Origin of the sequence: Caballeronia calidae, assembly GCF_900044055.2 — a bacterium.
Classification (GTDB): Bacteria; Pseudomonadota; Gammaproteobacteria; order Burkholderiales; family Burkholderiaceae; genus Caballeronia; species Caballeronia calidae.
This window is the reverse complement of record NZ_FCOX02000048.1, coordinates 13,650-32,732: the sequence shown is the minus strand read 5'-3', so window position 1 is coordinate 32,732 and position 19,083 is coordinate 13,650. Positions and strand designations below refer to the sequence as shown.

At 63.7% G+C, this 19,083-nt stretch carries 19 protein-coding genes and 1 pseudogene; 4 read left to right on the top strand and 16 right to left on the bottom strand.

Going from position 1 to position 19,083, the window contains the following annotated elements:
* The first annotated feature begins 1 nt into the window (after nt 1).
* Nucleotides 2–949, top strand: coding sequence for a 3-hydroxyacyl-CoA dehydrogenase NAD-binding domain-containing protein (locus AWB78_RS30930; protein WP_062610434.1), 948 nt, complete (start codon nt 2–4; stop codon nt 947–949).
* Here the strand turns inward: AWB78_RS30930 and AWB78_RS30925 are convergent.
* The 3 genes from AWB78_RS30925 to AWB78_RS30915 all read right to left on the bottom strand — a co-directional run bounded on the left by AWB78_RS30925 (nt 939) and on the right by AWB78_RS30915 (nt 5,170).
* Entirely contained in the window at nt 939–2,498 is a 1,560-nt protein-coding gene (locus AWB78_RS30925) for a class I adenylate-forming enzyme family protein (protein ID WP_232477948.1), read from the bottom strand. The genes AWB78_RS30930 and AWB78_RS30925 overlap by 11 nt on opposite strands.
* Nucleotides 2,499–2,570: 72 nt before the next feature.
* A complete protein-coding gene (locus AWB78_RS30920; RefSeq protein ID WP_062610433.1) occupies nt 2,571–3,776 on the bottom strand; it encodes an amino acid aminotransferase in 1,206 nt (401 codons plus the stop codon).
* A gap of 11 nt (nt 3,777–3,787) precedes the next feature.
* Nucleotides 3,788–5,170: an amino acid permease gene (locus AWB78_RS30915; protein WP_062610432.1), complete on the bottom strand. Its 1,383-nt coding sequence runs from the start codon at nt 5,168–5,170 to the stop codon at nt 3,788–3,790.
* A gap of 179 nt (nt 5,171–5,349) precedes the next feature.
* Here AWB78_RS30915 and AWB78_RS30910 point away from each other — a divergent pair, with 179 nt between their 5' ends.
* Nucleotides 5,350–5,823, top strand: coding sequence for an Lrp/AsnC family transcriptional regulator (locus AWB78_RS30910; protein ID WP_062610431.1), 474 nt, complete (start codon nt 5,350–5,352; stop codon nt 5,821–5,823).
* Here AWB78_RS30910 and AWB78_RS30905 read toward each other — a convergent pair whose 3' ends face one another.
* From AWB78_RS30905 to AWB78_RS30890, 4 genes are read right to left on the bottom strand one after another with little or no spacing between them, the layout of a single operon-like run.
* On the bottom strand, nt 5,824–6,633 hold the full coding sequence (locus AWB78_RS30905) for an ATP-binding cassette domain-containing protein (RefSeq protein WP_062610430.1): 810 nt from the start codon (nt 6,631–6,633) through the stop codon (nt 5,824–5,826).
* A complete protein-coding gene (ssuC, locus tag AWB78_RS30900; protein WP_062610429.1) occupies nt 6,630–7,412 on the bottom strand; it encodes an aliphatic sulfonate ABC transporter permease SsuC in 783 nt (260 codons plus the stop codon). The genes AWB78_RS30905 and ssuC overlap by 4 nt, the downstream gene beginning before the upstream one ends.
* The gene (ssuD, locus tag AWB78_RS30895; RefSeq protein ID WP_062610428.1) at nt 7,409–8,557 is read right to left on the bottom strand and encodes an FMNH2-dependent alkanesulfonate monooxygenase; all 1,149 of its coding nucleotides are present in this window, start codon (nt 8,555–8,557) and stop codon (nt 7,409–7,411) included. Before ssuD ends, ssuC begins: the two co-directional genes overlap by 4 nt.
* Before the next feature lie 55 nt (nt 8,558–8,612).
* Nucleotides 8,613–9,599 carry a sulfonate ABC transporter substrate-binding protein gene (locus AWB78_RS30890; protein WP_062610427.1) on the bottom strand — a complete coding sequence of 329 codons (987 nt, stop codon included), beginning with the start codon at nt 9,597–9,599 and terminating at the stop codon, nt 8,613–8,615.
* 221 nt (nt 9,600–9,820) lie between these two features.
* Here AWB78_RS30890 and AWB78_RS30885 point away from each other — a divergent pair, with 221 nt between their 5' ends.
* On the top strand, nt 9,821–10,732 hold the full coding sequence (locus tag AWB78_RS30885; protein ID WP_062610426.1) for a LysR family transcriptional regulator: 912 nt from the start codon (nt 9,821–9,823) through the stop codon (nt 10,730–10,732).
* A 9-nt stretch (nt 10,733–10,741) separates the two neighbouring features.
* Here the strand turns inward: AWB78_RS30885 and AWB78_RS30880 are convergent, their stop codons facing one another.
* The 8 genes and pseudogenes from AWB78_RS30880 to AWB78_RS45905 all read right to left on the bottom strand — a co-directional run.
* A complete protein-coding gene (locus AWB78_RS30880; protein WP_062610425.1) occupies nt 10,742–12,046 on the bottom strand; it encodes an MFS transporter in 1,305 nt (434 codons plus the stop codon).
* Nucleotides 12,047–12,144: 98 nt separating this feature from the next.
* Entirely contained in the window at nt 12,145–12,954 is an 810-nt protein-coding gene (locus AWB78_RS30875) for a class II aldolase/adducin family protein (protein ID WP_062610424.1), read from the bottom strand.
* Between the two features lie 417 nt (nt 12,955–13,371).
* Complete coding sequence (gene hmpA / locus AWB78_RS30870; protein WP_062610423.1) at nt 13,372–14,586, bottom strand: NO-inducible flavohemoprotein; 1,215 nt, start codon at nt 14,584–14,586, stop codon at nt 13,372–13,374.
* A 213-nt stretch (nt 14,587–14,799) separates the two neighbouring features.
* Nucleotides 14,800–14,994, bottom strand: a complete 195-nt coding sequence (locus tag AWB78_RS30865; protein WP_062610422.1) for a hypothetical protein — start codon at nt 14,992–14,994, stop codon at nt 14,800–14,802.
* Between the two features lie 286 nt (nt 14,995–15,280).
* Nucleotides 15,281–15,448: a hypothetical protein gene (locus AWB78_RS47795; RefSeq protein ID WP_198399388.1), complete on the bottom strand. Its 168-nt coding sequence runs from the start codon at nt 15,446–15,448 to the stop codon at nt 15,281–15,283.
* Nucleotides 15,449–15,534: 86 nt separating this feature from the next.
* On the bottom strand, nt 15,535–15,957 hold the full coding sequence (locus tag AWB78_RS30860; RefSeq protein ID WP_062610421.1) for a hypothetical protein: 423 nt from the start codon (nt 15,955–15,957) through the stop codon (nt 15,535–15,537).
* A gap of 37 nt (nt 15,958–15,994) precedes the next feature.
* Nucleotides 15,995–16,690, bottom strand: coding sequence for a CBS domain-containing protein (locus AWB78_RS30855; protein WP_062610464.1), 696 nt, complete (start codon nt 16,688–16,690; stop codon nt 15,995–15,997).
* A 350-nt stretch (nt 16,691–17,040) separates the two neighbouring features.
* Nucleotides 17,041–17,202 (bottom strand): annotated as a pseudogene (locus AWB78_RS45905) (porin); the annotation flags it as partial.
* 294 nt (nt 17,203–17,496) lie between these two features.
* Here AWB78_RS45905 and AWB78_RS30845 point away from each other — a divergent pair.
* Nucleotides 17,497–18,096 carry a hemerythrin domain-containing protein gene (locus AWB78_RS30845; RefSeq protein WP_062610419.1) on the top strand — a complete coding sequence of 200 codons (600 nt, stop codon included), beginning with the start codon at nt 17,497–17,499 and terminating at the stop codon, nt 18,094–18,096.
* Between the two features lie 55 nt (nt 18,097–18,151).
* On the opposite strand, the gene AWB78_RS30840 is transcribed toward AWB78_RS30845, so the two are convergent.
* Nucleotides 18,152–18,844, bottom strand: a complete 693-nt coding sequence (locus AWB78_RS30840; RefSeq protein WP_062610463.1) for a CBS domain-containing protein — start codon at nt 18,842–18,844, stop codon at nt 18,152–18,154.
* Nucleotides 18,845–19,083 lie beyond the last annotated feature (239 nt).

The following is a 19,083-nucleotide window of genomic DNA, read 5'->3' as shown; positions in this document are numbered from 1 at the left end:
CATGACAGCGAGCAGAATCGAAAGCGTGGCGGTCGTCGGCACGGGCGTGATCGGCGCGAGCTGGGCCGCGTATTTTCTGGCGCGCGGGCTGCGCGTATCGGCGACCGACCCTGCGCCCGGCGCGCGCGAGCGGCTGATGACGGCCATCGCGCGGCATTGGCCGACGCTCGAGCAGATCGGCCTGGCGAAGGACGCTTCGCTATCGAATCTCACGTTCCACGACGATCTCGAAAGCGCGCTGTCCGGCGTGCAGTTCGTGCAGGAGAACGGGCCCGAGCGCGAAGACCTGAAGCTCGATCTGCTCAGGAGAATCGATGCGGCGCTTCCCGAGGATGTCGTGATCGCGTCCAGCACGTCGGGGCTTTTGATGAGCCGCATGCAGCAGGCATGCCGGCATCCGGAGCGCGTCGTGCTCGGGCATCCGTTCAATCCGCCGCATCTGATTCCGCTCGTGGAAGTGATCGGCGGCGAAGCGACATCCGCGGCATCGCTCGAACGCGCGATGGCGTTTTACACCGCTATCGGCAAGCGGCCCATCCATCCACGCAAGGAGATGATGGGCCACATCGCCAATCGCCTGCAGGCGGCGCTCTGGCGTGAGGCCTTTCATCTCGTGTCGATCGGCGCGGCGAGCGTCGCGGATATCGACGACGCCATCGCCTACGGTCCCGGCCTTCGATGGGCGGTGCTCGGGCCGTTCGCCAACCTGCATCTGTCGGGCGGCGAAGGCGGCATTCAGCATACGCTCGATCACCTCGGCCCGCCGATGCAAAGCTGGTGGGACGACCTCGGCGCGCCGCAACTGACGCCCGAGCTGCAGCGCAAAGTCGTCGATGAGATGAAGGCGGCACTTGCCGGGCGTTCGTCGGAGTCGATGGAGACGGAACGCGACCGCGTCATGCTCGAGCTTCTGAAGGCGAGAAGCGCGGCCGGCTGCGCTACGCGCTGAAGGCGGCTTCCTTCTCGAGGCCCGCGTTCGAAGCATCGCCGCACAGGAGCGCGATCGCGGCGCGATCGGCCTTGCCCTGCTCGGTGAGCGGCACGCGTTGCACGGCGGCCATCCGCACGGCCTTCGCGACATGCGCGCCGCACGCCGATTCGAGCGCGCGCATGCAACGCGCGATATCGATCGGCTTGCCCCGCCATGGCACGACCACGACGTCCCACGCATATCCGCGTGCGGCATCGCCCGATGCCACGGCGCGCGCATAGCGCACATCGGGCAACGCGCACAGCGCCGTTTCGATCTGCGCCGGGCCGATGACGACGCCATCCATCTCCGCGACATCGCCCGCGCGCCCGAGCACATGCAGATTGAGCTTCTCGTCGATGAAGCCGATATCGCCCGTGAGGCACCAGCCGTCGCGAAACTTCTGCGCCGCCTCGATCGGCTGACGATAGTAGCCCTGCGCCACCGCCGCCGACTTCACTTCGATTGCGCCGTGCTGTCCTTCCCGCGCGAACGTGCCGCCGGCGCGGCGAATGCGGACATCGACGCCGGGACGGATGCGTCCGACGCTGTCCAGCAAGCTTGCATCGGCGAGATAGTCCGATGGCGACAGCACGCTCACGAGCCCCGCTTCGCTCGCGCCGTACATATGCGTGAGCACCGGGCCGAACCGCGCGATTGCGCGCCGCCGCAGGATCGCGGGCGCCGATCCGCCGACGTGCGCGATCGAGCGCAGCGATGACAGATCGCGCAGGCGAGCGTCGGGGTGATCCATCGTCTCGAAGAGTTGCGGCTCGACCAGCAATACGTCGGTGATGCGTTCGGCCTCGATCGTCGCGAGCGTGGCGACGGGATCGTAGCGAGGCTTCAGCACGACCGTGCCGCCGCCCATCAACGTGTTGTCGACGAGCACTTGAGAGAGATAAGCGAGCGCCCCGTTGACGAGCTGGCGGCGGTCCGAGGGACTCGGCGCGCTCACCAGCGCGGAGTACGCGGCGAAGCTGCGGCGGCTCGCTTTCGGTACGCCGGTCGAGCCGCCCGACGAGACGATCACCGCGAGATCATCGGGCATCGCGTTGCCTGGCATCGGCGTATCGCACTGCACGCACGCGCGAATGTCGAGCCGCAAACGCGCCGGGCCCGTGCCGACATAGACGAGTTTCGCGCCGCAGCGCTCGGGCACGAGATGCGCGGTCTGCGCGAACGCGACGAGCAGCGTCGGCTGCATGCGCGTCACGAAGGCCGCGCGCTGCTCCGCCGACTTGATCGCGGGCAGGAACATCGTCGCCGCGCCGAGCAGGTTCGTCGCGTAGCGAATGGCGAGCGCATCCGGACGATTCGGCGCGAACATGGCGACGAGCGCACCGCGTCCGATGCCGAACGATGCCAGCGCCCGCGCATAGCGATAGATCGACGCTCGAAACGCGGCGCCCGTCACGTCCTCGTCGAGATAGCGCAGCACCGCGCGATCGGCGTGCGCTTCGAGCTGATCGAGCAGGACATCGACATAAGTCCGAAAGGCCGCTTTCTTTCCGGTTTCCATTTTCATGACTGCATCCCTCCTTCATGAGCGATGGATGCAGTCTGCCCGCGCAGAATGAGCCGGAAATGAGCGGCCTCGTCAGACGATTTCGGTCGCCAGCACTTCGCCGATGGAAGACGCGGCCGCTTCCACATTGCGATCGTTCAACGCCGCGACGCACATGCGGCCCGAGCGGATCAGATAGACGCCGTGCCGTTCGCGCAGCCTGTCGACCTGTGCGGCGGAAAGCCCCGTGTAAGTGAACATGCCGCGCTGCTCCAGATAACGCGCGAGCATCGCGTCCGGCACATTGCCGCGCAGGCGCGCGTGGATTTCGCCGCGCATGCGCGCGATGCGCGTGCACATCGATGCCAGCTCGTCTTCCCATGCCTGCCGCAGCGCGGGCGTCGTGAGCACGCGCGCGACGATCTTCGCGCCGTGCGTCGGCGGGTTGCTGTAGTTCGCGCGCACGGCGCCCGTCAACTGACCGAGCACGCGCGCCGCCGAATCCGCCGACTCGCAGATCACCGAGAGCGCGCCGCAACGCTCGCCATACAGCGAGAAGTTCTTCGAGAACGAATTGGCGACGAACGCGGGCACGTTCTGACGAACCAGCTCGCGAATCGCGAAGGCGTCGGCATTGAGCCCTGCGCCGAAGCCCTGATACGCCATGTCGATGAACGGCAGGAGCCCGCGCGCCTTGATCGCTTCGATCAGCCTGACCCATTGCGCATCGTTCAGATCGACGCCCGTCGGGTTGTGACAGCACGCGTGCAGCAGCACGACGCTGCGCGCGGGCAGATCGCGGATGGCCGATAACATTGCATCGAACCTGAGGCCGCCGGTCGATTCGTCGTAGTACGGATACGTGCCGACAGTGAAGCCCGCGCGCTCGAAGATGAAGCGATGGTTATCCCACGTCGGGTCGCTCACCCAGACTTGCGAGTCCGGGAAATAGCGCTTGATGAAGTCCGCGCCCACTTTCAGCGCACCCGAGCCGCCCAGGGTCTGCACGGTCGCGATGCGGCCCTCGGCGCGCGCGGTCGAATCGTCGCCGAAGACGAGCGACTGCACGGCATCGCGGTATTGCGCGAAACCGGCCATCGGCAGATAGGGCTTCGCGGCGGGCTCTGCAAGCAACTGCGCCTCGGCTTCGCGTACGGCGCGCATCACGGGAATGCGGCCTTCGTTGTCGTAATAGATCCCGATGCTCAGGTTGACCTTGTCATCGCGTGAATCCTTCGCGAAGTCTTCGTTCAGCGAGAGGATCGGATCGCCGGGATAGGCATCGATGTGTTCGAACATGCAAGTCTCCTTTAACGCGATGCCACGCGCGACGGCATCGACGCGCCCGCACGACGGTTGCGAACCGCATAGCCCACGCCGAGCACGGCGAGCCACACCGGAATCAGATAGACCGAGATGCGCAGATCGGGAATCAGGCACATCACGACCAGAATGCCCGCGAGGAACACGAGACACAGATAGTTGGTGAGCGGATAGCCGAAGCTCTTGAACGCGGTGGTTTCGCCGGCGCGTGCTTTCGCGCGGCGGAACTGCAGATGGATGAGGCTGATCATCGCCCAGTTGATGATGAGCGCCGACACGACGAGGCCCATCAGCAATTCGAACGCCTTGCCCGGCATCAGATAGTTGATCAGCACGCAAGCGGCTGTCGCGATTGCCGAGACGCCCAGCGCGATCAGCGGAATGCCGCGCTTGTTGACCTTCATCAGCGCGCGCGGCGCGTTGCCCTGCTGCGCGAGGCCGTACAGCATGCGGCTGTTGCAGTACACGCCGCTGTTATAGACCGAGAGCGCCGCCGTGAGCACCACCGCATTGAGCACGTGCGCGACGAAGTTGCTGTTCATCGCATGGAAGATCAGCACGAACGGGCTGCCGCCGGTGACGACCTTCTCCCACGGATACAGCGAAAGCAGCACGCCGAGCGCGCCCACGTAGAAAATCAGAATGCGATAGATCACCTGATTCGTCGCGCGCGGAATCGTGCGCGAAGGATCATCCGCTTCGGCTGCCGTGATGCCCACGAGCTCCAGCCCGCCGAACGAGAACATGATGACGGCCATCGCCATCACGAGACCCGAGACGCCGTTCGGGAAGAAGCCGCCATGACGCCACAGGTTCGTCACGCTCGCTTCCGGTCCGGCAGTGCCCGAGAAGAGCAGATAGCCGCCGAAGCCGATCATGCCGACGATCGCCACGACCTTCACGATCGCGAACCAGAACTCCAGCTCGCCGTACGACTTCACGCTCGTAAGGTTGATCGCGTTGATGAGGCCGAAGCAGACGAGCGCGGACACCCATGTCGGGATGCCCGGCCACCAGTACTGCACGTAGATGCCCACGGCCGAAAGCTCGGCCATCGACACGAGAATGTAGAGCACCCAGTAATTCCAGCCCGACAGGAAGCCCGCGTATTGCCCGCAATACTTGTCCGCGAAGTGGCTGAACGAACCCGCGACGGGCTCGTCGACGACCATCTCGCCCAGTTGCCGCATGATGAAAAAGGCGACGATGCCCGCGATCGCATAACCGAGCAGTACCGATGGCCCCGCCGATTTGATCGTCTGGGCGATGCCGAGAAACAACCCTGTTCCGATCGCGCCGCCCAGCGCGATCAACTGTATGTGACGGTTCTTCAGGCCGCGCTTGAGCGTGCCGTCTCCCTCATGTGCCACGTGTCTCTCTCCTTGTGTGCTGCGGTGTATTTCCGGACGCCTCGAACCGCCTGCGTCCCCGCTCGATTTAGGGGAATCAGTGTAAATTTGTTGCCGCACAATATGATTTCCTACGATGCGCAGACAAACCCTAGTTTGCGGATCTGGATTTCCTGAATGTGGGCATCGGAGAAATTAAATTGCAGACTATCGAGATCGACCGTATCGACCTGCGTTTGCTCGGGATTCTGCAGTCCCGTGGACGCATTTCCAATCTCGAACTGGCGGAGGCGATCAATCTGTCGCCGGCACAGACGCTGCGGCGTCATCGGCGGCTGGAGGAGATGGGCGTGATCAAGGGCTACGAGACGCGGCTCGATGCGCAGGTGCTCGGCTTCGGCGTCGTCGCCTTCATTCAGGTCACGATGGAACGCGGCCATGTGCGCGACCTGGCGAAGTTCAAGGGCGTCGTCGGCAAGCTCGCGGAGATACAGGAGTGCTTCGCCGTCACGGGCGATATCGATTACATGCTGAAGGTGATCGCGCGGGATCTCAAAGGCCTGTCGGAGTTTCTGCTCGATACGCTGATGCGCATTCCCGGCGTGAGCGGCGTGAAATCGAGCGTGTGTCTCGATGAGCTCAAGTGCGTGAGCGCGGTGCCGCTGGAGGCGTAGTCAGGCACGTTGAAGCACGCGCGAAAGCACCTGTTCTTCGAGCTGCGCGAACCCCGGCGCCGTGCGCGCGCGCGGCCTTTGCAACGAGACATCGGTATCGAGCGTGATATGCCCTGCTTCGATCAGCACGACGCGATCGCCCAGCGACACCGCTTCCTGCACGTCATGCGTGACGAGCAACGCGGTGAGCTTGTGTTCGCGCCACAGGCGTTCGATCAAGCCCTGCATCTCGATGCGCGTCAACGCATCGAGCGCGCCGAGCGGTTCATCGAGCAGCAGCAGATCAGGCCGATGCACGAGCGCACGCGCCAGCGCCACACGCTGACGCTGCCCGCCCGACAGGCGCGACGGCCAGTCCTTCTCGCGCTCGGCGAGACCCACTTCGGCGAGCGTCGCGCGGGCTTCATCGCGCTTGCCGCGCGGCAGGCCGATCATCACGTTGTCGAGCACGCTCTTCCACGGCAACAGGCGCGCGTCCTGAAACATGATGCGGATCTGCAGTTCGTTCGATGTCGCGGCGGCGTTGCGCTGCACGACGCCGCCCGTCGGCTGATCGAGACCGGCGATGAGCCGCAGCAAGGTCGACTTGCCGCAGCCGCTGCGTCCGACGATCGACACGAAGCTGCCGCGCTCGATCGAGAAGTCGAGCTGATCGAGCACCTTGCGCTCTCCGAAGCGCTTTTCCACGCCGCGCAGCGACACGGCGAGATCGCGCCCGACGAACGGCGCGCGCGCGACCGGCTGCGTGCGCGGCAAGGTTTGCGTGAAGCTGTCCACATTCGCGGACAGCGTCGAATTCATCACGGTCATGATTGCGCCTTCGTTTGATACGCAGGATGCCAGCGCAAGGTCGCGTGCTCGATCGCGCGCGCGGCCATGTCGGCGAGCTTGCCGAGCAGCGCATACAGCAGGATGCCGACCACCACGACATCGGTTTGCAGGAATTCGCGCGCGTTCATCGTCATATAGCCGATGCCCGATTGCGCGGAGATCGTTTCCGCGACGATCAGCATCACCCACATCAGCCCGAACGCGAAACGCACGCCGACGAGAATCGACGGCAGCGCGCCCGGCAGAATCACATGCCGATACAGCGCGAAGCCGGACAGGCCATAGCTCTTCGCCATCTCGATCAGATCGCGATCCACCGAGCGTATGCCGTGGTACGTGTTGACGTAGACCGGAAAGAACACGCCCAGCGCCACGAGCACGAGCTTCGCTTCCTCGCCGATGCCGAACCACAGGATCAGGAGCGGGATCATGGCGAGCGCTGGGATGTTGCGGATCATCTGCACGGTCGAATCGAGCGCGACTTCGGCGGGCCTGAAGAGACCCGTCGCGAGACCGAGCACGAAGCCGATGCCGCCGCCCATCGCGAAGCCCGCGAGCGCGCGGCCCGCGCTAACTTTCACGTTGGCCCACAGATCGCCCGATTCGATCAGCGACCACGCAGCCTTCACGACCGCGAGCGGCTCGGGCAGCACGCGCGATGACAGTCCGCCGGTGCGCGCGGCCGCTTCCCACGCGGCCAGAATCATCAGGGGCACGAGCCACGGCAACGCGCGGCGAGCGATGGCATGCAGCTTCATGATGCCGATGCGCGCGGCAGTTCCGACGTGCCGATCACTTCGCCGAACGGCCCCGACAACGGCCCGCCCGGCTGCTCGCGCTGCTGACGCGGCAGAAGCGGAAACACCAGCTCGGCGAAACGATACGACTCTTCCAGATGCGGATAGCCCGACAGAATGAAGGTCTCGATACCCAATTCGGCATATTGCTTCATCAGCCCGGCGACCTGCTCCGGATTGCCGACGAGCGCCGTGCCCGCGCCGCCGCGCACGAGCCCGACGCCCGCCCACAGATGCGGATACACCTCGAGCTTGTCGCGCCTGCCGCCGTGCAACGCGGCCATGCGGCGCTGGCCTTCCGAATCCATCTTCGCGAACGAGGCCTGCGCGCGGCGGATGGTTTCATCGTCGAGCTTGCCGATGAGCTTGTCCGCGTCGGCCCACGCTTCCTGCTCGGTCTCGCGCACGATCACATGCAGGCGAATGCCGAACTTTATCGTGCGGCCTTCGTCGGCGGCGCGGCGGCGGATATCGGCCAGTTTCTTTTCGACGTCTTCGGGCGGTTCGCCCCAAGTGAGATACGTGTCGATGTGCTTCGCCGCGATCTCATGCGCCGCCGCCGACGATCCGCCGAACCACAGCGGCGGATGCTTCTTCTGCACCGGCGGATACAGCACCTTGCCGCCCTGCGATTGCAGATGCTTGCCGTCGAAATCGAAGCTGCCGTTTTCGTGCGACTGCTCGAGCAGGCCGCGCCAGATGGTGAGGAACTCGTCGGTGATTTCGTAGCGTGTGTCGTGATCGTGGAAGACGCCGTCGCCGGCGAGCTCGTTCGGATCGCCGCCCGTTACCACGTTGATGAGCAGACGCCCGTTCGAGAGACGATCGAACGTCGATGCCATGCGCGCCGAGAGACCCGGCGAGCTCAGGCCCGGACGGATCGCGACGAGAAACTTGAGGCGCTTCGTCGCGGGAATGAGGCTCGATGCGACGACCCAGGCGTCCTCGCAGGAACGGCCCGTCGGCAGCAGCACGCCTTCGTAGCCGAGGGTATCGGCGGCCACCGCGATCTGGCGGAAGTAGTCGTAATTCGCGGCGCGCGCGCCTTGCGACGTGCCGAGATAGCGACTGTCGCCGTGTGTGGGAATGAACCAGAAAACATTCATCGCGGAATCTGCCTTGTTGATTTCGTCGTATAAGGGATGAGTGGCACGAACAAGCTCAGGCGACGTTCCAGCGCGCCTCGGTCACATCGAGCTTCTTCGGGATGAGCTTGAGCTCGGTGAAGGCATCGGCGATCTGCTGTTGATAGCCGAGCGTGGCCGGATCGATCGGCTGTACGCCATAAGATGTGCGCCTCAATGCCGTTTCGAGAATGCCCGTGTCGAGCCCGACCAGCGGCGACAACTGCGCGGCCACTGCCGGCACGTTGTCACGCGCCCAGCGATCGACCTGATCGAGCTCTTCGAGCACCGCATGCACCCGTTGCGGCTGCGCGGTCGCGACCTTGCGCGTCGCGAGGTAATACTGCACGTTGCGCACGATGCCGCTCGCGTCGATGAGCTGACGCGCGCCCGCCTGCTTTTCGACGGCGGCGAGATACGGGTCCCAGATGACCCATGCATCGACGCTGCCTTGCACGAAGGCGGCGCGCGCATCGGCGGGCGCGAGATAGACCGGCTGGATGTCGGACCACGCGAGCTTCGACTTCTTGAGCGCCTCGACGAGCAGGTAATGCACATTCGATCCCTTGTTCAGCGCGACCTTCTTGCCGCGCAAATCGGCGACCGAACGAATGCTCGAATCCTTGGGCACGACGATGGCTTCCGCATGCGGCGCGGGCGGCTCGTGCGCGATATACACGAAATCGACGCCCGCTGCCTGCGCAAAGATCGGCGGCGTCTCGCCGACCGTGCCGATATCCACGGCGCCCGCGTTGAGCCCTTCGAGCAATTGCGGCCCGGCGGGAAATTCGAGCCATTGCACGGTGACGCCCTGCGCGGCGAGACGTTTGTCGAGCGTGCCGCGCGCCTTCAACACGACGAAGTTGCCGTACTTCTGATAGCCGATGCGCAAGGTCTTCGGCGCATCGGCGGCGTGCGCGCCGTATGAAGCGAATCCGCCCGAAAGCCCTGCACCGAGCGCGGCGAGCGTGAAGAGCGTGCGGCGGCGCGCGGGGACGAAGGATGCGTTCTTGCGGTCGGACATGCGTGTTTCCTCGTTGAGCGATGACATCGTCGCCGATGTCGATGCTGGCGATGTTAGCAACGCGTGTCTTGCGGGTTAAACGAGGAATCGTGCTAAGTAAATGAAGCGGGGGCTCGGATGAAAAGGAGAAAAGGCGCATACCCGTGCAATACCGGGTAGGAGGCGCTTCGCGCGCTGGCTATGATGCTGGGTTTATACCCGCACGGCATTGCAACGCGAACATGAAGGACGAACGCCTCGTCGAGATGAGGATCTTTAGGGCGGTCGCGGAGACGGGGGGCTTCACGGCCGCCGCGCTTTCGCTCGATCTGCAACAGCCTTACGTCAGCCGCGCGGTGTCGACTCTCGAGAAACGTCTCGGCGTGGCGCTGCTCAGGCGTTCCACGCGCCGGATTCAGGTCACGCAGGAAGGCCATCAGTATCTCGCGCTCTGCAAGCGCATTCTCGATGACATCGACACCGCCGAAGCGCAACTTTCGCGCGCGGGTCAGCACATGACGGGCGGCATCCGCGTGACGGTGGCGACCTCGTTCGGCATGGATCAGATCGTGCCGCTCATTCCCGGCTTTCTCGAACGCTATCCCGGGCTGCGCGTGCGACTGTCCTTGTCGGATACGCTCGCGGACGTCATCGGCGAAGGCTTCGATGTCGCGATCCGCATGGGCAGCCTGCAGGACTCGAATCTCGTGAGCCGCAAGCTGTGTCATCTGCAACGCGTGGTGACCGCCTCGCCCTCGTATCTCGCGCGGCATGGCGTACCCTCCGTACCCGCCGATCTCGCCAAACACAACTGCCTGATGTGGGAACCGCCGATGGATCATCTGAACCATTGGCCCTTCGTGATCGACGGCGAACGCACGTCGATGCTCATCAACGGCAACTTCCAGACGAGCAGCGGCGTGAGCTCGGTCCATATGTGTCTCGCGGGCGTCGGCGTCACGCGCATGGCGGAGCACATGGTGCTGCCCTCGATCCGCAGCAACATGCTCGTGCCGCTGTTGACCGACTTCCAGCCCAGCGACGAAACCGCGATCTATGCGCTGTATCCGCGCGATTCGTCGCTGCATCCGCGTGTGCGGGCCTTCATCGATTACATCGCGGAAAAGCTCAAGCGGCCGCCGTGGGCCGCCTGAGCGATACGCTCATTTATCGTCGAGCGATGTCGGCAGGCGCATGGTCATCACGGCGCCGAGCACGAGGAACGCGGAGATCACGTACATGCCGACCTCGGCGTGCCCGACCATCACGTTGAGCATGCCGACGAGATACGGCGACATGAAGCCCGCGATATTGCCGACGGAATTGATGAACGCGAGCGCCGCCGCCACCGATGCGCCCACGAACAGACTCGTCGGCAACGCCCAGAACAGCGCGATGCACGAATAGACGCCCGCTGCCGCAACCGACAGGCACGCCGTCGTCACGACCGGCCCCGCCGAGAGCAGCATGCTCGCCGCCAGTCCCACCGCGCCGATCACCATGAACAACGCGAAGTGCACGCGGCGCCCGCCGGTGCGGTCGGCGCTGCGGTTCGAGACATAGAGCGCGATGGCCGCGAAGATATTGGGCACCGCCGAGTACAGGCCGATGGCGAACGGATCCATCACGCCGCTGCGCTTGATGAGCGAGGGCATCCAGAAGCCGAGCGCGTAGAGGCCCATGATGAGGCAGAAGTAGATCCCGCAGAACTCCCACAGCTTGCGGTTGGCGAGGAACGCGCGCACGCTCGAATGATCGATCTTGTTCGCGTTTTCCGCGCGGATTTCGGCCAGCACGTTCTTGCGCTCGTCGTCGGTGATCCAGCGCGAATGAGCGGGATCGTCGTCGAGGAACGCGAGCACGACGAACGCGAGCACGATGGCCGGAATCGCTTCGATAAGAAAGAGCCATTGCCACGCCGCGAGATGCTCGTTGCCGGAGAACGCGTGCAGGATATAACCCGAGATCGGCCCGCCGACGACGAACGCGAGCGGCGCCCCCATCACATAGATGGACATCGCGCGGCCGCGATAGCGCGCCGGAAACCAGAGCGTGAGCAGATACATGATCGCCGGCGCGAAACCGGCTTCGGCCGCACCGAGCAGAAAGCGCGCGATATAGAACATCGTCGGGGTCTTGACGAAGATCATCGCCGCAGAGATGACGCCCCACGTCAGCATGATGCGCGCGATCCACTTGCGTGCACCGACCTTGCGCATCACGAGGTTGCTGGGCACTTCGAAGAAGAAATAGCCCGCGAAGAATATGCCCGAGCCGAGGCCATAGATCGCGTCGTCGAAATGCAGCGCATCGAGCATTTGCAGCTTCGCGAAGCCCACGTTGACGCGGTCGAGATACGCGACCAGATAACAGATCAGAAGCAGCGGCAAGAGCCGCCAATAAGCCCGGTAATAGGTGCGGCTGGTATCCGCCTGCCTGGCTGCCTCTTCGTCATATAGCGCTTCCATGCATGTCTCCGATATAGATATTCTTGCGCGCTTTCATGCGGCATGCGCCCGTTACAACGCAGCGCAAGCCGCCGTCGCACTGGGGAATCGCGACGATCTCAGTCGAGGTAATCCGGCTCCTCTTCGTTGATCTCATACAGCATGGTTTGAAAATGCAGCCAGCTGATGAACGAATTGCCCAGATGCCGATGCGAATACTCGGCGAACCCGGCATCGATTTCCACGGGGCGCGATTCGGTCGCGTCCATCAGCAACTGCATCTTGCAGCAATGATCCAGCGCGATGAAGGTCCACACGGCATCGTCGATGCTATGGCGGCTCGCGGTGAGCAAGCCATGATTCTGGTGGATGATGGCCTTGTGATCGTTGAAGGCGCGCGCAATCGGATTGCCCGATTCATTCGCGACCGGCACCTTGCCCGCGCCGTCGCGCACGACGGTATGGCTGCCGTAGAACATGCAGGCGTCCTGCGTCACATAATCGAGCGGCTTGCCCATCGCGGCCCACGCATCGCCATTGACGGTATGCGCGTGGCACGAGCCGATGATGTCCGAGTTCTCCGCGTGGATCGCCGAATGCAGCACATAGCCCGCGCGATTCACCGCGTATTTGCCTTCGATCACGGTGCCCGAATGATCGACGAGCACCAGTTGCGAAGTCTTCGTACGCGACCAGGGCACGCACATCGGATTGGTCCAGAACAGATCCGGATGCTCTGGATCGCGCACCGTCAGATGGCCGCCGAAGCCGAAGCTGAAGCCATGGCGGGCGAAAATCCGGCACGCGGCCGCGAGATGCTCCTTGCGATAGCGGCGCTCCTCGGCGGAACTGGAGAACGTCGGCTCCTGCGGAAAAATCAGGCCGTCCTGCGTCGGGCTGTAGATCGAATCCTTGGCGTCCATCAACATCGATGCGTCTCCTCGTGAAGGTTGAGGCGCCAGTATAGGAAAGGATCCGCGAGCGATTCAGTGCCCTCCGGGAATAGCATTTATGCAGACGACGGGCGCATCGACGCGCTCCCGTGCGCCGCCTTTAGCGCTGGGAAAACCCTGACAGGGCTGAGCCCGGTTATCGAATCGAAGACATGATGCAGGTGTTCAAGCGCCCGCATCTGATGCCGACATTTCCCGACAATCGCCCCTGCCGGGCGACCTGATCGCCGCTCACGACGCCGCGAAGGCGCGATATCTCGAGTATGTGCAGTTGATCGACAGCGGAGGGAATTTCAAATTGCCGTTCAAGATCGGGGATATCCGAACATCGCAAAGCGCGGCCGGGCCGCTCGACGGCCCGGTCTTTTTGCGCTTTCATCCAGACGCAGATTGCTATTCGGCGAACAGGTCCGGACCGAAAACCTCGTAGTGAATCCGGGCTTCAGGAATGTCCATCCCCTTCAGCGCATCGTGCTGAATGCGCATGAACGGAATCGGCCCACAGATGTAGTAGTCCGCATCGGGCTGCAGGATGAGGTCCTTCAGTTCATCGAGAGCGATGAAGCCCTTGCGGTCGTAATCCGTGCCCTGCACATCGGTGTGCAACGGATCATCGTAGTAGATGACCGCCTTGAAGTTCGCATACGTCGCCGCGGTTTGCCGGAGCCGGTCGCGCATCGCGTGCACAGCGCTATTGCGCGCGCCGTGCACGAAGACGACCTGCCGCTGCGGGTTCTGTATCGCGCGCTTGAGCATGCTCACCATCGGCGTGAGGCCGACGCCGCCGCTGATCAGCACGATCGGCGTCGTGGCGTTCACGTCGATATAGAACGTGCCGAACGGCGCGGCGAGATCGAGTTCATCGCCCACGTCGACATGCTCATGCAGCAGCGACGACACATAGCCGGGCCGCCGCGTCGCGTCCCCGTCCTCGCGCTTGACCGAGATGCGATAGCTGCGTCCATTGGGCATATCCGACAGGCTGTACTGACGGATCTGCTGCAGATTCAATGCGGGCACCTTCACCGCGACGCTGACGAACTGACCGGGCTCGAAGTTCATGACAGGCTGGCCGTCGACGGGTTCGAGCACGAACGACGTGATCACGCTGCTTTCCGGGCGCTTCTCCTTCACGACGAAGCGCCGCCAGCCGTTCCATCCGCCGAGCTGCGCAGCCGACGTTTCGCGCAACTCGCTTTCCATGCCCATCAGCACGTCGGCGAGATTGCCGTAGGCCTGCGCCCACGCCGCGATGATCTCGTCGGTGGCTGCGTCTCCGAGGACGTCCTTGATCGCGGCCAGAAGCTGCTCGCCGACGACCGGATAATGTTCCGCGCGCACATCGAGACTCGCATGCTTGTGCGCGATGTTTCTCAGCACCGCCGCAAGGCTTTCCGGGTTCTCGATGTTTTCCGCATAGGCATAGACCGCGCGCGCGAGCGCCTGTTGCTGCTGGCCCTGCTCCTGATGCGCCATGTTGAAGACGTTCTTCAACTCGGGATGAGCCTGAAACAGCCGCTCATAGAAACGCTGAATGATGGGGTAGCCGTGCTCGGCCAGCACGGGCGCAGTGGCTTTGACGATATCCTTCGTTTTCTGCGTAAGCATCTTGGCGCTCCTTTGTCCAGGAAGACATGATCTGCGGACGGCCAAAAGGTAGCCGGGCGCAACGGCGCGGGACGATGCGCGAGGTCCCGCGGCTATTTCCGGAGCGAAGGATGCGCGCAATCAGCATGCCGTCGTCGTCATGCGATGTGATGTGATGGCTGGACTTGCAGCAAGCATGACGTGCTGCGGCGGGCTGAACGCCCTCGCGATGGCTCAATGCACGCGGCGCACCGCACGCAGCAATGAATCGCCGTCTTCCGTGATGCGCGGCAGTGTGGCGCCGCTCACGAGCTGCTCCATCGCGACCAGTTGGCGCTCGAGCAGCGTGTCGAGTTCGTGCCGGTCGACGATCTGATCGGCGGCGTCCTTGACGAGCATGAGTGTGGCAAATTCGTGGGCGCTGAGCATACCTGTCTCCCGATCGTTCGAATAGATGGTATAGGCCTGCGCCGGCTGCGGACCGCGTGAATCGTGGCGATCGGCTTCAGCACTCGCACTTCAGGACGCATGACCCGGGGGCAACTCTGGCCGCGATAGCAGCGGGAACTGATATTAGGACGGGCATGTGATTTGGAGCAATACGGGTCGTCCCGTATATTGGGAGGTTGAAAGCTTTAAAACCGGGTTACGGTTCGCGGCCCAGGACCTTCGCTTCCCGGGCACGCGTCATACGAGGCATGAAGCCGTGATATTGCTAGTGCCACTTCGCGCTTTTATGGCGATTGCGGCCGATCACATCCCACAGGTTTTTCGCCTGCTTCTGCGCCGACTTTGCAGGTTCCTCGTGATGAGGCTCTGCTTCATCCGCATGAACGCTCGTGGCGCCCCGCTTCGGTCGCTTGAACAACTCGGCGAATCTCATCGCAACCTCCTTTTACGGCAAGGATGCCGCAAAAACAGTTTACTCCGACGGCGGCATGGCAACGTCTCGCGCGAGTTCGCATCGCCCTATTTCGCGGGTGCGGACGCGGGCGCCGGCGCGGGAGCGGTTGCAGTCGCGCCGCACCGCATCGCCGATCCGCCGGCGCCATCGACGTTCTTCAGCGAAACGAGCAGTCTGCTCCCTGTGTTGGCCGTGATGATGTGCCCGTAGCTGACCGTCGGGATGAACTTGATATCCGGAGCGACCGCCACAGGCGGGTTCTGCGCGCCATCGACGGTCAGGTCGAGCTCGACGGTGATCGCATCGATCTTGACGCCATAGTCCTGCTTGTGTTCGGCCTGAGCCTTCTTGAAATCGCACAGTCCGTCCAGGACATTGCGCAACGCCGTGGGTATGTCGACCGACTTGCCCGGCGGAATGGGCGGCGTATTGCAGCCGGCAAGGAAAAGCATTGACGCAAGGACAGGCAGCGAGACATAGGCGCGCATCGGGTTCCTCCCGGCCGTTGGCGAACGATTGTCGGTGCTATCCCAGCGACGAATCCGACGGCGGACGTCCGAAGTGCGTGACGACGTCCTTGACGCCCGCGACGTTCTCGGCCGTGACGCGAATCGCGTTGCCTTCGTCCGCGCCGACGACAGGCCCCCACAGATGCACCGTCCCGTTCTCGACGATGACGTTCTCGCGCGCCATCGCCCAGGGCTGGCCTGCCATGGCGGCGAGCACGTCCTCGCGGATCGCGTGATCGCCGTTCTCCGCCGTGGCGGGCAGCTCGGGCGCCATCGTCACGAGCGCGCGTATCAGGTTGGCGCGGCTCACGACGCCGACCACCTTGCCGTCGCGCATGACCGGCACGCGCTTGATATGGCGGCGATCGAGCAGCTCGGCGATATCCCCGACCGGGCATGATTCGGTGATGGTCGTGACGTCGGTGGTCATCACGTCCCTGACCTTCCTCGCATGCTCCTTCACGTACTGCGTCGCCAGCTCGCTCGTCGACGCGACCAGTTCGAGCCACCACGCACGCTGCTTGACGCCGGTCCCGATCTCCGCGCGATGCATCAGATCGCCCTCCGTGATCATGCCGAGCAGCTTGCCGGACTCGTCGACGACGGGCATCCCGCTGATGCCGGCGAACACCATCGTCCCCGCGGCCTGCCGCACGGACATGTCCGGGCTGGCGGTGATGATCGAAGTCGTCATGATGTCAGAAGCTCGCACGTTCATCTCCTTCAAGGAAAACAGCACCGTCGTGTGACGGTTGTTGGACCGCGGGTTCGCGTGCGGCCTTCGCCAATCCGTCGGCGGGCCGGGCGCCGTGGTTTGATCCAGATCAAACCTGATGCGATGCCGGCCGCCCGGTTTCTGCGGACGCGTCAGAAGCGATGTGTCGTGCCGGCGGTCGCCTGAATCTGATCGCTCGTCGCGGACGGAACGCTCACGCCATCGATCCACGCCACGTTCAGCGGCGTAGTGCCGCTGGAACTCCCCGCTGCCATACGCTTTGAATATAGAAATCGGTGCGGCGTGACAAGCGGTAATCGGGCATCTCGGTCAACCGGGAAAACCAGGCTCACGTATTTCACGGAATGATTGATCTGAAACGAGTCGTTCAGATGGTCGATGTCGAAGGGATGCGCGAAGTGCGTGCCGCCGTACTCCGTCCCGGCCGATGAACGCGGCGCGACGAAGTCGAGCATGTCGTCGGTTTGACGGCCCAGGGTGAGCGCGCCGGTCGGCGCGATCGTCGTCGCGGGACCGGTTATAAGCAACTTGTTCATTTGCCTGCTCCAGTCAACACCGAGAGAAACAATTCCCCTGAATTGCTTCGAATACAGACGTCGATTCACGGAACGGCGCGATGCTTCTCACTCACTTTATGCGACCGTGACATGAAACGGCAACCTCGAAATGGGCGATCGACGCAATGCGAGGCCGCGTTCGCGCTCACGCTGGCTGATCCAGATCAATCGCCTGGCCGAGGCGCGATGAAAGAATGGAGACGATCTCTGCCATCGGGAGCCGCCATGAACGAAGCCGCGGAACGTGCCGCCCTGCACGTCATTCGTCTGGATCACAAGCGCCTCGCCTCCGTCACGACGGCCATGCTCGATTTCGTCCGCATACTCGGCGAAGGCGGACCCGCGCCCGATCCCATCGTGCTGCGCGCCATGCTCTACTACATCCGCGAATATCCGGAGCAGTTCCATCACCCGATGGAGGACCGCTTTCTCTTCGCCGCGCTGCGAAACCGTACCGACGAGTTCGACGACGTGCTCGACGAACTGCATCGCGAGCACATCGAAGGCGAAGCGCGCCTGCGCGGTCTGGAGCACGCGCTCACGCGCTTCGAGCTGAAGGGCAAGGCGGCCGTGTCCGGGCTGCGCACGCTGATGGAGCAGTATGTCGATTTTTGCGCGCATCACAGGCGCGTCGAGGAGACGATGATTCTCCCCGCCGCGCAGCGCTTTCTCTCGGACGCCGACTGGGCGCATTTCGACGCGGCGGTCGAGAACCGCTCGGACCCGTTCCGCGAGGCGACTTTCGAAGGCGAGAGTCTGGAGAGCTTGTACCGCCTGATCGCCAATGCGGTGCCGGCGGTCGCCGAAACCCATCGGGATGCTTGAGCGCCTCGCGCGGCGGCGGCCGTCAGTGTGCCGCGCCGCGCGAGGCCGACCCGGTTCACAGTCCCGGCATCACCGGATAAGGAATCGTGTGATCTTCGACCGACTTCACGCCCGGAATGCTCTCCGCCGCGATGCGCATGGCGTCGAGCTGATCGCTCGACCACACCACGCCCCACAGATGCACGACGCCGTCGCGCACGACGATATTGCGTCCGGGGAACGCCCAGCCGCGTCCCGCCAGCTCGCCCATGAGCATCGCGCGGATTTCGGCATCGTTCGACGACGCGCTCGGGGCATGCTTTTCGAGGAGCGCCGTGGCCAGCGCCTGCACGAGATTCGCGCGGCTCACGATGCCGACGAGGCGCCCGTCGCGCAGCACGGGCACGCGCTTGATGTGATGGCTTTCGAGAATCGACGCGATATCGGCGAGCGACACCGTCTCATCGACGCAAATGGGATCGCGGGTCATGATCTCCCCGACCGTGCGCGCGTGCGACTTGATGTAGTCGGCCGCGCCGTTGTCGGAAAGCACGCCGAGCCACCACGAATGGCGCGTCTTCCTTTCCGTATCGATCTCGTCGCGATGGAGCAGGTCGCCTTCGCTGACCACGCCGATGACATGCTTGTCCTGATCGACGACAGGCGCCGCGCTGATCCGATGCTGCATCAGCAGCACCGCCAGCTCGCGAACCGTGGTCTCGGGGGTCACGGAAATTACGGAAGTGGTCATTACATCGCGTGCTTGCATCATGATCTCCAGGCGGTTGAATCATCGGTATTCGGGCGCACTGCCCTGCGGCGCAACCGCAGAAGCCGTGGCCTCGCGCGTGTCCAAGATACCTTGTCCGCCCCGCGCGCCGTTGATTTGCGTCAACAAGGGACGATGTCTCCGGCGCATCGGCCGCACGCACCCTCCCGCCGCGGGAGGCGCGTCCCGCAACGGCCCCGTCCTATGATCGGGTTCGAGACGCTCCGAATGGGGAAACA

Coding starts and splice junctions, on each gene's coding strand:
- AWB78_RS30930 (WP_062610434.1), top strand. CDS start 2: ATGACAGCGAGCAGAATCGAAAGCGTGGCGGTCGTCGGCACGGGCGTG.
- AWB78_RS30925 (WP_232477948.1), bottom strand. CDS start 2,498: ATGAAAATGGAAACCGGAAAGAAAGCGGCCTTTCGGACTTATGTCGAT.
- AWB78_RS30920 (WP_062610433.1), bottom strand. CDS start 3,776: ATGTTCGAACACATCGATGCCTATCCCGGCGATCCGATCCTCTCGCTG.
- AWB78_RS30905 (WP_062610430.1), bottom strand. CDS start 6,633: ATGACCGTGATGAATTCGACGCTGTCCGCGAATGTGGACAGCTTCACG.
- ssuC (WP_062610429.1), bottom strand. CDS start 7,412: ATGAAGCTGCATGCCATCGCTCGCCGCGCGTTGCCGTGGCTCGTGCCC.
- ssuD (WP_062610428.1), bottom strand. CDS start 8,557: ATGAATGTTTTCTGGTTCATTCCCACACACGGCGACAGTCGCTATCTC.
- AWB78_RS30890 (WP_062610427.1), bottom strand. CDS start 9,599: ATGTCCGACCGCAAGAACGCATCCTTCGTCCCCGCGCGCCGCCGCACG.
- AWB78_RS30885 (WP_062610426.1), top strand. CDS start 9,821: ATGAAGGACGAACGCCTCGTCGAGATGAGGATCTTTAGGGCGGTCGCG.
- AWB78_RS30880 (WP_062610425.1), bottom strand. CDS start 12,046: ATGGAAGCGCTATATGACGAAGAGGCAGCCAGGCAGGCGGATACCAGC.
- AWB78_RS30875 (WP_062610424.1), bottom strand. CDS start 12,954: ATGTTGATGGACGCCAAGGATTCGATCTACAGCCCGACGCAGGACGGC.
- hmpA (WP_062610423.1), bottom strand. CDS start 14,586: ATGCTTACGCAGAAAACGAAGGATATCGTCAAAGCCACTGCGCCCGTG.
- AWB78_RS30865 (WP_062610422.1), bottom strand. CDS start 14,994: ATGCTCAGCGCCCACGAATTTGCCACACTCATGCTCGTCAAGGACGCC.
- AWB78_RS47795 (WP_198399388.1), bottom strand. CDS start 15,448: ATGAGATTCGCCGAGTTGTTCAAGCGACCGAAGCGGGGCGCCACGAGC.
- AWB78_RS30860 (WP_062610421.1), bottom strand. CDS start 15,957: ATGCGCGCCTATGTCTCGCTGCCTGTCCTTGCGTCAATGCTTTTCCTT.
- AWB78_RS30845 (WP_062610419.1), top strand. CDS start 17,497: ATGAACGAAGCCGCGGAACGTGCCGCCCTGCACGTCATTCGTCTGGAT.
- AWB78_RS30840 (WP_062610463.1), bottom strand. CDS start 18,844: ATGCAAGCACGCGATGTAATGACCACTTCCGTAATTTCCGTGACCCCC.